This window comes from Streptomyces sp. NPDC002935 (genome assembly GCF_040611295.1).
In the GTDB taxonomy this organism is placed as follows: domain Bacteria; phylum Actinomycetota; class Actinomycetes; order Streptomycetales; family Streptomycetaceae; genus Streptomyces.
On the sequence record NZ_JBEXNW010000005.1, the window covers coordinates 261,019 to 271,986 of the forward strand.

11 protein-coding genes and 1 pseudogene are annotated in these 10,968 nt (G+C 72.8%); 6 read left to right on the forward strand and 6 right to left on the reverse strand.

Going from position 1 to position 10,968, the window contains the following annotated elements:
* Positions 1-43 precede the first annotated feature (43 nt).
* On the reverse strand, positions 44-826 hold the full coding sequence (locus ABZX90_RS08885; protein WP_351128538.1) for a serine protease: 783 nt from the start codon (positions 824-826) through the stop codon (positions 44-46).
* 220 nt (positions 827-1,046) lie between these two features.
* On the opposite strand from ABZX90_RS08885, the gene ABZX90_RS08890 reads away from it, so the two are divergent.
* Complete coding sequence (locus tag ABZX90_RS08890) at positions 1,047-1,940, forward strand: hypothetical protein (RefSeq protein WP_351128540.1); 894 nt, start codon at positions 1,047-1,049, stop codon at positions 1,938-1,940.
* A 111-nt stretch (positions 1,941-2,051) separates the two neighbouring features.
* Positions 2,052-2,798, forward strand: coding sequence for an ankyrin repeat domain-containing protein (locus ABZX90_RS08895; protein ID WP_355202772.1), 747 nt, complete (start codon positions 2,052-2,054; stop codon positions 2,796-2,798).
* Positions 2,799-2,847: 49 nt separating this feature from the next.
* Here the strand turns inward: ABZX90_RS08895 and ABZX90_RS08900 are convergent, their stop codons facing one another.
* Both ABZX90_RS08900 and ABZX90_RS08905 read right to left on the reverse strand, forming a co-directional pair.
* Positions 2,848-3,759 carry an SDR family oxidoreductase gene (locus ABZX90_RS08900; RefSeq protein ID WP_351128544.1) on the reverse strand — a complete coding sequence of 304 codons (912 nt, stop codon included), beginning with the start codon at positions 3,757-3,759 and terminating at the stop codon, positions 2,848-2,850.
* Positions 3,756-4,511, reverse strand: coding sequence for an SDR family oxidoreductase (locus ABZX90_RS08905; protein WP_351128711.1), 756 nt, complete (start codon positions 4,509-4,511; stop codon positions 3,756-3,758). The genes ABZX90_RS08900 and ABZX90_RS08905 overlap by 4 nt, the downstream gene beginning before the upstream one ends.
* 121 nt (positions 4,512-4,632) lie before the next feature.
* Here ABZX90_RS08905 and ABZX90_RS08910 point away from each other — a divergent pair, with 121 nt between their 5' ends.
* From ABZX90_RS08910 to ABZX90_RS08925, 4 genes and pseudogenes are all read left to right on the forward strand, one after another.
* Positions 4,633-5,385, forward strand: a complete 753-nt coding sequence (locus ABZX90_RS08910) for an enoyl-CoA hydratase family protein (protein WP_351128546.1) — start codon at positions 4,633-4,635, stop codon at positions 5,383-5,385.
* Entirely contained in the window at positions 5,382-6,248 is an 867-nt protein-coding gene (locus ABZX90_RS08915; protein ID WP_351128548.1) for a CoA-transferase, read from the forward strand. The genes ABZX90_RS08910 and ABZX90_RS08915 overlap by 4 nt, the downstream gene beginning before the upstream one ends.
* A pseudogene (locus ABZX90_RS08920) lies at positions 6,224-6,967 on the forward strand (CoA-transferase); the annotation flags it as partial. The gene ABZX90_RS08915 and the pseudogene ABZX90_RS08920, both read left to right, overlap by 25 nt.
* A gap of 137 nt (positions 6,968-7,104) precedes the next feature.
* Positions 7,105-8,241 carry a nitronate monooxygenase gene (locus ABZX90_RS08925; protein WP_355202777.1) on the forward strand — a complete coding sequence of 379 codons (1,137 nt, stop codon included), beginning with the start codon at positions 7,105-7,107 and terminating at the stop codon, positions 8,239-8,241.
* Between the two features lie 32 nt (positions 8,242-8,273).
* Here ABZX90_RS08925 and ABZX90_RS08930 read toward each other — a convergent pair whose 3' ends face one another.
* The 3 genes from ABZX90_RS08930 to ABZX90_RS08940 are packed head-to-tail and all read right to left on the reverse strand — an operon-like array spanning position 8,274 to position 10,887.
* A complete protein-coding gene (locus ABZX90_RS08930; protein ID WP_355202780.1) occupies positions 8,274-9,431 on the reverse strand; it encodes an acetyl-CoA C-acetyltransferase in 1,158 nt (385 codons plus the stop codon).
* 37 nt (positions 9,432-9,468) lie between these two features.
* On the reverse strand, positions 9,469-10,080 hold the full coding sequence (locus ABZX90_RS08935; protein WP_355202783.1) for a TetR/AcrR family transcriptional regulator: 612 nt from the start codon (positions 10,078-10,080) through the stop codon (positions 9,469-9,471).
* A gap of 15 nt (positions 10,081-10,095) precedes the next feature.
* Positions 10,096-10,887 (reverse strand): SDR family oxidoreductase, encoded by a 792-nt coding sequence (locus ABZX90_RS08940; RefSeq protein WP_351128556.1) that lies wholly within the window; start codon positions 10,885-10,887, stop codon positions 10,096-10,098.
* Positions 10,888-10,968 lie beyond the last annotated feature (81 nt).

The following is a 10,968-nucleotide window of genomic DNA, read 5'->3' on the forward strand; positions in this document are numbered from 1 at the left end:
GGGGTCGCGGGCGACGCGGGTGCGGGTGGGACGGACGGCGGTGTCAGAGCCCGGCGGCCGCCGTGGCTATGTTGGCGGCGAAGGTCGAGACCTCGCTGTAGACGCCGGGGTATCCGGGTTCGGCGCAGCCCTGGCCCCAGCTGACGATGCCGACCTGGAGGTAGGCGCCGGTGTCGTCCTTGCGGAACATGGGGCCGCCGGAGTCGCCCTGGCAGGTGTCGACGCCGCCCTGGGCGACGAATCCGGCGCAGATCTCGTCACCGGGGACGAGGTCGCTGCCGTACGCCTGCTTGCAGGTGGCGTCGTCGACGAACGGGACGGTGGCTTTGAGGAGGTAGCGCTGCTGTCCGCCGCCCTCGCGGGTGGCGCCCCAGCCGGCGACGGTGAAGTTGCCGTTGTTGTAGGCGGTGTTGGTGGCGATCTTCAGGGTGGGCTGCTCGATGGGCCTGGCGAGTTTGATGAGGGCCCAGTCCTTGCCCTTGCCGTTGTAGCCGGGTGCCTGGAGCACCTTCGTCGACTTGACCTTGACGGCGCTGCTGCTCTGCAGGTCCACGACGCCGGCGGTGGCGGTGATGGAGGTGTTGGTGCCCGAGCCGTTCACGCAGTGGGCGGCGGTCAGGACGATGCTCTTGGTGTAGAGGGCTCCGCCGCAGCCCATGGAGAGGCGGACCATGAAGGGGAACTCGCCCTGGGCGGCGCGCGTTCCGCCGACGACGGGCGCGGGTGCCGCGTGTGCGGACAGCGGCTGGAGTGACACGGCGGCGAGTGTGACCGCGGCGATGGCGAGCAGTCTTCTGATGACGCCGGATTTCCTGGGAGACTTCAACGCGCTTCCTTTCGTGGGGGGTTGTCCGCAGGGCAGGCGCACAGAAAACGCTGAATGGCATGCTCCTGCCAAGCTGGTGGGGATTATGGGGACCGGCCGCCGGACCGGGCAAGAGCCGCATTCCGGCCAGACACCGCCCCGCCCGCCCCGCACTCCCCGCCACCGGGAGGGAGCCCGCCTACAGTGGAGAGGAGTTCCGGCGTCTTCTGGGGGTGCGGACGTGGCGAACGGCGGACCCGTCGAGCACGGCTACCCACATCTGGAGACGGTGCGGGCGTCGATCACCGCGCTCTACAAACGGCTCTCGTACGACACCATCCACACCTTCGCGACCAGCGTGGCTCCCGCCGACGTGGCCTTCGCCGACATCGACGACCTGCATCTCGGCGCCCAGCGCGTGGCCCGCGAGATGGTGCGGCACTACCGGCTGCCGGACGCCCGGATGATCGTCGGCTTCCGCGAGATGACCCACGCGGCACACGTCGAACTCGCCGCGGGGCCCGAGTACTTCATCGAGCTCAACGACCGGTTCCGCACCCACCGCAGGGACATCGGCGCGGCCCTCGCCCACGAGGTGATGCACGTCTATCTGCACCGCCTCGACCTCTCGTTCCCCGGCACCCGCGACAACGAGATCCTCACCGACACGGCCGCCACCTACCTCGGCGCGGGCTGGCTCCTCCTCGACGCCTACCGCGAGGACGCCGCCTCCTCGCAGAAGCTCGGCTATCTGACACCCGAGGAGTTCGGCTACGTCCTCGCCAAGCGCGCCCTGGTCTTCGGCGAGGACCCCGCGGTGTGGTTCACCAGCCCGCAGGCCTACACCGCCTACGCCAAGGGCATGGAGCTGGCCCGCCGCGACGAGCAGCAGCCCCCGCTGACCGCGGCGGGCTGGGCGGGCCGCCGCCGCTACGCCAAGGACCGCCGGCACGCCCAGGACCACCGTGCCCCCGACCACTCCGACGTCCCCTACGCCTTCGCGCCCGACGGCCGCGGCCCGCTGCGCGTGTCCTTCCCGTGCCCGACCTGCCACCAGCGCATCCGGGTGCCGGTACGCGGACGGGTTCGGGCGCGGTGCACGCTGTGCCGGACGGTGCTGGAGTGCGACACGTGACGGACGATCCGTGTGCCGCCCGGGGGAAGGGATGACACCCGAGGGGTGAGGTGAGGCAGAACACCCCAAAAGTCTTTGCCTCGTGCGTCCTTGCCGGGCGAGGGTCGAAGGATGAGCACGAACGACCCCGCCGCGCGCCTCTTCCCCGCGCTGTACGAGGGGGACGAGAACACGGTCGTACGACTGCTGCGGGCGGGGGTGAGCGCCGAGGCGCTGGACGAGGACGGCCAGAGCGCCCTGTACCTGGCGGCGGTGAGCGACCGGCCCGGCATCGTACGGCTGCTGCTGGCCGGGGGCGCCGACCCCGACCGCCTCAGCCTGGGCACGGACGCTCCCCTGTGCGGTGCGGCCTGCGGCGGCCACACGGAGGTGGTCCACGCCCTGCTCGCGGCCGGAGCCGCCCCGGACCCCGAGGAGGCGTTCGGTTTCACCGCCCTGACCTGGGCCCTGCGCGGGGGCCACACCGCGGTGGCGGAGGCGCTCCTCGCGGCGGGCGCGGACCCCGACCGGCCCGGACCGGCGGGCGAACTCCCGCTGGTGACGGCCGCCCACCGGGGCTCCGTCGGCTGTGTACGGGCCCTGCTCACGCACGGGGCGGGCGCGCGGGCAAAGGCGCTGGCGGAGGCCCGCCGCCTGCTCGGCATCGGCGTCGAGGCCGAACTCCTGGCGAGCCTGGCCCGCACGCACGGCTCCGGGCACCCCTCGGTCACCCACCGCCGCCCGTCCCCCGAGGGCGTCACGATCGAGGTCCGGCTCCTCGACGCCGAAGGTCGTCCGTTCGCGGACGACGACCTCCAGACCGGCCACGCGGAGATCACCGCCCTTCTCGAAGCGGGCACGGCGCGCACCTGGCGCTGAGCCTCCGGGGACCCAGGGGCGGCGGTCCGGCTTCACGCGCGGCGGCCCATCAGGTTCCGTACACCGCCCCCGGCGTCTGTGCCTCCGTCAGGAGTTTGCGGGCCGCCTCGCCGGCCTCCGCCGGGGTCCACCGGGCCCCCTTGTCGGCGCTCGGGCCCGGCCGCCAGCCCTCCATCACCGTGATCCGGCCACCCTCGGTCTCGAAGACGCGGCCGGTGACCCCGGCGCTCGCGGCCGACCCGAGCCAGACGACCAGCGGCGAGACATTGCCGGGGGCCATCGCGTCGAAGCCGCTGCCGGGGGCGGTCATGGTGTCGGCGAAGGTCCGCTCGGTCATCCGGGTGCGGGCGGCCGGGGCGATGGCGTTGACCTGGACGCCGTAGCGCCCCATCTCGGCCGCGGCGACCAGGGTCAGAGCGACGATGCCGGCCTTGGCGGCGCTGTAGTTGCCCTGCCCGAGCGACCCCAGCAGGCCCGCTCCGCTGCTGGTGTTGACGACCCTGGCGTCGGGCGCACGACCCGCCTTGGCCTCCGCGCGCCAGTGCGCCGCCGCGTGCTTGAGCGGCAGGAAGTGGCCCTTCAGGTGGACCCGCGCCACGGCGTCCCAGTCGTCCTCGTCGAGGTTGACCAGCATCCGGTCGCGCAGGAACCCGGCGTTGTTGACCAGCGTGTCGAGACGCCCGTACGTCCGAAGGGCGGTGCGGACGAGGGACGCGGCGCCCTCGGTCGTCGCGATGTCGCCGCCGTGGGGCACCGCTTCGCCGCCCGCCGCGCGGATCTCCTCGGCCACCCGCCGGGCCGGGCTGTCCGGTCCGGGGGTGCCGTCGAGGCCGACGCCGAGGTCGTTCACCACGAGCAGGGCGCCCTCGGCCGCGTACGCCAGCGCGTGTGCCCTGCCGAGCCCGCGGCCCGCGCCCGTGACGATCACGACCCGCCCCTCACACAGCAATCGTGCGCTCATCCCACTTCTCCCCGCTGGTCCTTGTTGGCGGTGGCGGCGTCGAGGAAGGCGGGCCGCTCCCCGCCTCCGTGGACGAGGATCGAGGCCCCGCTGATGTACGCGGCGGCGTCCGAGGCGAGGAAGACGGCCGCGGCGCCGACGTCGGACGGCCGGGCGAGGCGGCCCAGCGGGACGGTGCGGGCGACGGCGGCGACGCCGTCCTCGCCGCCGTAGTGCAGGTGGGCCAGTTCGGTGCGGACCATGCCGACGACCAGGGTGTTGACCCGGATCTCCGGCGCCCACTCGACGGCCATCGAGCGGGCCAGGTTCTCCAGTCCCGCCTTGGCGGCCCCGTAGGCCGCCGAACCGGGCGAGGGGCGCGACCCGCTCACGCTGCCGATCATCACGATCGAGCCCCGGGCCCGCCTGAGGTGTTCGTAGGCGGCGATCGACGCGGTGAGCGGGGCGGTGAGGTTCAGCTCGATCACGCGGGCGTGCCGCTCGGCGTCCGCCTCGGCGAGGGGCCGGTAGGGGGCGCCGCCCGCGTTGTTGACCAGGACGTCGAGCCGGGGCAGGGCGTCGAAGAAGGCCCGCACGGCGGCCGGGTCGCGCAGGTCGACGGGAACGAAGTCGGCCTTGACCAGGGGTGCTTCGGGCGGCCTGCGGGCGCAGATCACGACGTGCGCGCCGGCCCGCGCGAAGGCCCGGGCGATGCCCGCCCCGACCCCGCGGGTGCCGCCGGTGACGACGACGGTCCGCCCGCCGAGGTCCACGGCGGCGTCCTGGCGATCCATGGTGTCCACGTTGTCCACAGGGCCTCCCGCGCGGCCGCTATCGCTGCTAGCTTCGCATCACACCTAACAAACGTTTGGTGGAAAGGTAGCTGATGTGCCCATGGGTGTCTCCACCTCGTCCCCGGAAAAGGGGATTTCCGTCGTCACGGTCGACTTCCCGCCGGTGAACGCCCTGCCGGTGCGGGGCTGGTTCGACCTCGCCGACGCCGTGCGCGCGGCGGGCCGCGACCCCGGGATCCGCTGTGTCGTCCTGACCGCCGAGGGACGCGGTTTCAACGCGGGCGTCGACATCAAGGAGATGCAGCGCGACACCACCGGTCACGGCGCTCTGATCGGCGCCAACCGCGGCTGCTTCGAGGCCTTCGCCGCGGTGTACGAGTGCGAGGTGCCCGTCGTCGCGGCGGTGCACGGCTTCTGCCTGGGCGGCGGCATAGGGCTCGTGGGGAACGCGGACGCGATCGTGGCGAGCGAGGACGCCACCTTCGGCCTGCCCGAGCTGGACCGCGGCGCGCTCGGGGCGGCCACGCATCTGGCCCGTCTCGTCCCCCAGCATCTGATGCGCGCCCTGTACTACACCTCGCGCACGGCGACCGCGGCCGAGCTGCACACGCACGGCTCGGTGTGGAGGGTCGTATCGCGCGCGGAACTGCGGCCGGCCGCGCTGGGGCTGGCGCGCGAGATAGCCGCCAAGGACGGGCATCTCATCCGGCTCGCCAAGGCCGCCATCAACGGCATCGATCCCGTAGACGTGCGCCGCAGCTACCGCTTCGAGCAGGGCTTCACCTTCGAGGCCAATCTCAGCGGGACCGCCGGCCGCGTCCGCGACACCTTCGGCGAGGAGGCCCCCCGGTGAGCGACAAGACCATGTCGGCGCAGGACGTCGTCGGCCGGCTGGAGAGCGGGATGACCCTCGGCATCGGCGGCTGGGGCTCGCGCCGCAAACCGATGGCCCTGGTGAGAGCGCTGCTCCGCACCGAGATCACCGATCTCACCGTGGTGGCGTACGGCGGCCCGGACGTCGGCCTGCTGGCCGCGGCCGGACGTATCGGCACCCTGGTCACCGCGTTCGCGACGCTCGACTCCATCCCGCTCGAACCGCACTACCGCGCGGCCCGCGAGCGCGGCGCGTTCGAGCTGACGGAGGTCGACGAGGCGATGTTCATGTGGGGGCTGCACGCCGGGGCGAACCGGCTGCCGTTCCTCCCGGTGCGCGCGGGGATCGGCTCGGACGTGATGCGGGTCAACCCGGGCCTGCGGACGGTCACCTCCCCGTATCCCGACCCGGTCTCGGGGGCACGGGAGGAGCTCGTCGCCATGCCCGCACTGCGGCTGGACGCGGCCCTGGTCCACATGAACCGGGCGGACCGCCTGGGCAACGGCCAGTACCTGGGCCCGGACCCGTACTTCGACGACCTGTTCTGCGAGGCCGCGGACACGGCGTACGTCTCCTGCGAGCGGATCGTCGACACGGCCGAGCTGACCAAGGAGGCCGCGCCGCAGACCCTGCTGCTCCAGCGCTCGTCCGTGACGGGCGTGGTGGAGGCGCCGAACGGCGCGCACTTCACCTCGTGCGTCCCGGACTACGGGCGGGACGAGGCCTTCCAGAAGCTGTACGCGACCACGCCGTACGCCGAGTTCGCCGAGCGCTTCCTCGGCGGCGACGAACACGCCTATCAGAGCGCCGTCCAGGCCTGGCGGAAGGAGCGGGACCAGTGAACGTCGGTCGAGCCGAGTACTGCGTGATCGCCTGCGCCGAGACCTGGCGGGACAACGGCGAGGTGCTCGCCAGCCCCATGGGCCTGATCCCGTCCATCGGCGCCCGCCTGGCCCGGCACACCTTCTCCCCCGACCTGCTGCTGACCGACGGCGAGGCACTGCTCGTCGGCCTCGACGGCACCACCGAGGGCTGGCTGCCGTACCGCAGACACCTGACGGCGGTGACCGGCGGGCGGCGGCACGTGATGATGGGCGCGAGCCAGATCGACCGCTTCGGCAACCAGAACATCTCCTGCGTCGGCGACTGGTCCCGACCCCGGCGCCAGCTGCTGGGCGTGCGCGGAGCCCCGGTCAACACCCTGAACAACCCGACCAGTTACTGGATCCCGAAGCATTCTCCGCGCGTCTTCGTGGAGCGGGTCGACATGGTGTGCGGGGTGGGGTACGACCGGGCCGCCGCCGCGGGCCCGAGCGCCACCCGCTTCCATCGCCTTCCCCGGGTGGTGACCGACCTCGCCGTCCTCGACTTCGCGACCCCGGACCACTCGATGCGGCTCGTCTCCGTCCACCCGGGCGTCACCCCCGAGCAGGTCCGCGAGGCGACGGGGTTCGGGCTGACGATCCCGGACGAGGTGCCGCTCACCCGCGAACCGACCGCGGAGGAGCTGGAGTTGATCCGCACGGTGATCGACCCGAAAGGCCTGCGGGATCGGGAGGTACCCGATCCGGAGAGCGGCGCTCGGGAACGGCGGACGCCCGGCGGGGACAGCGGCGCACGGGACCCGGCAGCACCCGGCGAAGGCGGCGGCGCACAGGACCGGGGCGCCCCCGGCGGTCCGGGTGGGGGCGGGCGCTGATGGAGACCGAGCTGACCGGGCTCGTCGGCGTCCGGTACCCCATCGTGCAGACCGGCATGGGCTGGGTGGCGGGCCCCCGTCTGGTCTCGGCCACGGCGAACGCGGGCGCGCTGGGCATCCTGGCCTCCGCGACGATGACCCTCGACCAGCTCCGCGACGCCGTGCGGGAGGTCAAGTCCCGTACGGACCGGCCCTTCGGCGTGAATCTGCGCGCCGACGCCGGGGACGCCGGAGACCGGGTACGGATCATCGTCGACGAGGGTGTGCGCGTCGCGTCGTTCGCGCTCGCCCCCTCCCGCGAGCTGATCGCGGAGCTGAAGGAGGCGGGCGTGATCGTCGTGCCGTCCGTCGGAGCCCGGCGGCACGCCGAGAAGGTGGCCGCCTGGGGCGCCGACGCGGTGATCGTGCAGGGCGGCGAGGGCGGCGGCCACACCGGAGAGGTGGCGACGAGCGTGCTGCTGCCGCAGGTGGTGGACTCCGTGGACATCCCGGTGGTGGCGGCGGGCGGCTTCCACGACGGGCGGGGGCTGGTGGCGGCGCTGGCCTACGGGGCAGCGGGCATCGCGATGGGCACGCGTTTCCTGCTGACCTCCGACTCGACCGTCCCCGACGCGGTGAAGGCCCGGTATCTGGCGGCGACGGTCAAGGACGTCACGCTGACGACGGCCGTCGACGGGCTGCCGCACCGCATGCTGCGCAGCGAGCTCGTCGAGGCGCTGGAGAGGGCGGGCCGCATGAGGTCCCTGGCCCAGGCCGTGCGCCGCGCGGCCGGGTTCCGGCGGATCTCCGGCCTCTCCTGGTCCCGGATGATCCGCGACGGCCTGGCCATGAAGCACGGCAGGGACCTGTCCTGGAGTCAGGTCCTGCTCGCCGCCAACACACCGATGCTCCTCAAGTCGTCGATGGTGGACGGGCGGACGGATCTCGGGGTGATGGCGTCGGGGCAGGTCGCGGGTGTGATCGAGGATCTGCCGTCGTGCGCGGAGCTGGTCGAGCGGGTGATGGCACAGGCCCTCGCGACCCTCGACGCCCTTCCCCGCGCGGGCGACCGGGCCCTCACGCGATGGGATGCCCCTGCCGGCGCGGGCGACGGGGCCCTCATGGCACCGGATGCCCCTGCCGGCCCGGACGGGTGAGCGCCCGGGGGCAGGGGGTGGACGTCAGTTCCTCAGAGTCGCTCGATGATCGTCACGTTCGCCTGGCCGCCGCCCTCGCACATCGTCTGGAGTCCGAACCGGCCGCCCGTGCGCTCCAGTTCGTGCAGCAGGGTCGTCATCAGCCGCACGCCCGTGGCGCCGAGGGGGTGGCCGAGGGCGATCGCGCCGCCGTTGACGTTGACCTTCTCCGGGTCGGCGCCGGTCTCCTTGAGCCAGGCGAGGACGACCGGGGCGAACGCCTCGTTGATCTCGACGAGATCGATGTCGCGGATGGACATGCCGGTCTTCTTCAGGGCGTACGCCGTGGCCGGGATGGGGGCCGAGAGCATCCGGATGGGGTCCTCGCCGCGCACCGAGAGGTGGTGCACACGGGCGCGGGGGGTCAGGCCGTGTTCACGGACCGCCCGCTCGGAGGCGAGCAGCATCGCGGCGGCGCCGTCGGAGACCTGGGAGGAGCAGGCGGCGGTGATGGTGCCGCCCTCGACGACCGGGTTCAGTGCCGCCATCTTCTCCGGTGAGGTGTCCCGGCGCGGTCCCTCGTCGGCCGTGACCGCCCCGAGGGGGACGGTCTCGCGGGCGAAGCGGCCCTCGTCGGCGGCGCGGATCGCCCGCTGGTGGGAGCGGAGGGCGAACTCCTCCTGGTCGCGGCGGCTGATGCCCCACTTGGCGGCGATCAGCTCGGCGCCGTGGAACTGGTTGACGGGGCGGTCTCCGTACCGTGCCCGCCAGCCCTCGCTGCCCGCGAAGGGGCCCTCGGTCAGGCCGAGCGGTTCGGCGGCCTGGCGGGAGGCGAAGGCGATGGGGATCTGGCTCATGTTCTGCACGCCGCCGGCGACGACGAGGTCCTGGGTGCCGGACAGGACACCCTGGGCGGCGAAGTGCACGGCCTGCTGGGAGGACCCGCACTGCCGGTCGACGGTGACCCCCGGCACCTCCTCGGGCAGCCCGGCCGCCAGCCAGCTGGTGCGGGCGATATCCCCGGCCTGCGGTCCGACCGTGTCCAGGCAGCCGAAGACGACGTCCTCGACGGCCGCCGGGTCCACGCCGGACCGCTCGACCAGTGCCGTGAGGACGTGCGCGCCGAGGTCGGCCGGGTGGACCCCGCTCAGCCCTCCCCCGCGCCGCCCGACGGGCGTGCGGACCGCTTCGACGATGTAGGCCTCGGCCATGACGACTCCCTTGCGGACGTGGGTGGTTCGCGTACGGCTACTCGCGGACGGAGATGCCGTCGAGCACCATCGACAGGTACTGCCGGGCGATCTCCTCCGGGCTGTGCTGACCGCCGGGCCGGTACCAGGAGGCGGCGACCCACACGGTGTCGCGCACGAACCGGTAGGTGAGGCGGATGTCGAGGTCGGCCCGGAAGACCTCGGCGTCGACACCGCGTTCCAGCGTGCTCAGCCACGCCTTCTCGAAGTTGCGCTGCGACTCGGCGAGGAAGGCGAAGCGCTGCTGTGCGGCGAGGTGGCGGGACTCCTTCTGGTAGATCGCGACGGCCGCGCGGTGCCGGTCGATCTCCCGGAAGGATTCGGTGACCAGGGCCTCCAGGGTTTCCCGGGGTCCGAGTTCGGCGTCCAGGACGGTGTCGTACCCCTCCCAGAGCTCGTCGAGGAAGGTCCGCAGGATCTCCTCCAGCATCGATTCCTTGGAGTCGAAGTGGTAGTAGAGACTGCCCGCGAGCATCCCGGCCTCGTCCGCGATCTTGCGCACGGTGGTGGCGTTGTAGCCCTGTTCGGCGAAGACCTCGGCGGCGGTGCCGAGCAGTTCGCGGCGGCGCTCCGGGGTGGCGGTCACCTGGGGCTTCTTCTTGGTAGGCACACGGTCATTGTCGTCCTATGCGTGCTGGCTGCTCACGGACACGACCTCGCCGGTGAGATACGAGGAGTAGCCGGACGCGAGGAACACGATCACGTTGGCGACCTCCCAGGGCTCGGCGTACCGGCCGAAGGCCTCCCGGGCGGTCAGCTCCTCCAGCAGTTCGGGGGTGGTCACCTTCACCAGGTGCGGGTGCATGGCGAGGCTGGGCGAGACGGCGTTGACCCGCACCCCGTACGCGGCGGCCTCGATCGCGGCGCACCGGGTGAGCGCCATGACGCCGGCCTTCGCGGCGGCGTAGTGGGCCTGTCCGGACTGGGCCCGCCAGCCGACGACGGAGGCGTTGTTGACGACGACTCCGCCTCCGCCGTGGTCCTTGAGCCGCCTCAGCGCCGCCCGGGTGCAGCGGAAGGTGCCGTTGAGGGTCACGTCGAGGACCTTCGACCACTGTTCGTCGGTCATGTCGACGAGGGGTGAGGTTCCGCCGAGGCCCGCGTTGTTGACGACAATGTCCAGTCGGCCGTGGAGGTCGGCGGCGGTGTCGAAGAGGGCCTGGACCTGGTCCTCGTCGGTGACGTCGCAGGGCAGGGCGGCGACGTTCGCGGCGCCGAACTCCCCGGCCAGGGTCTCGGCGGTCTCCTTGAGCCGGCGTGGGTGCGCGTCGCTGATCAGTACGCGCGCGCCCTCCTCCAGGAACCGGCGTGCCGTGGCCCCGCCGATGCCGGCGCCCGCGGCCGCGGTGATGACGGCGGTGCGCTCTTTCAGCAGCCCGTGCCCGGGTACGTACGCCGGACTCTCGACGTCGCTCATGAGCCCAAGCTAACCTACCAAACACTTGTTAGGGAAGGTTGCCGTCACTCCCGGAGCCCACCGCCGCCCGGAGCCCGCCGC

Bases quoted from the DNA above. Each gene is read 5' to 3' on its own strand.
- ABZX90_RS08895 (WP_355202772.1), top strand. From the start codon at position 2,052: ATGAGCACGAACGACCCCGCCGCGCGCCTCTTCCCCGCGCTGTACGAG.
- ABZX90_RS08900 (WP_351128544.1), bottom strand. From the start codon at position 3,759: ATGAGCGCACGATTGCTGTGTGAGGGGCGGGTCGTGATCGTCACGGGC.
- ABZX90_RS08910 (WP_351128546.1), top strand. From the start codon at position 4,633: ATGGGTGTCTCCACCTCGTCCCCGGAAAAGGGGATTTCCGTCGTCACG.
- ABZX90_RS08925 (WP_355202777.1), top strand. From the start codon at position 7,105: ATGGAGACCGAGCTGACCGGGCTCGTCGGCGTCCGGTACCCCATCGTG.
- ABZX90_RS08930 (WP_355202780.1), bottom strand. From the start codon at position 9,431: ATGGCCGAGGCCTACATCGTCGAAGCGGTCCGCACGCCCGTCGGGCGG.
- ABZX90_RS08940 (WP_351128556.1), bottom strand. From the start codon at position 10,887: ATGAGCGACGTCGAGAGTCCGGCGTACGTACCCGGGCACGGGCTGCTG.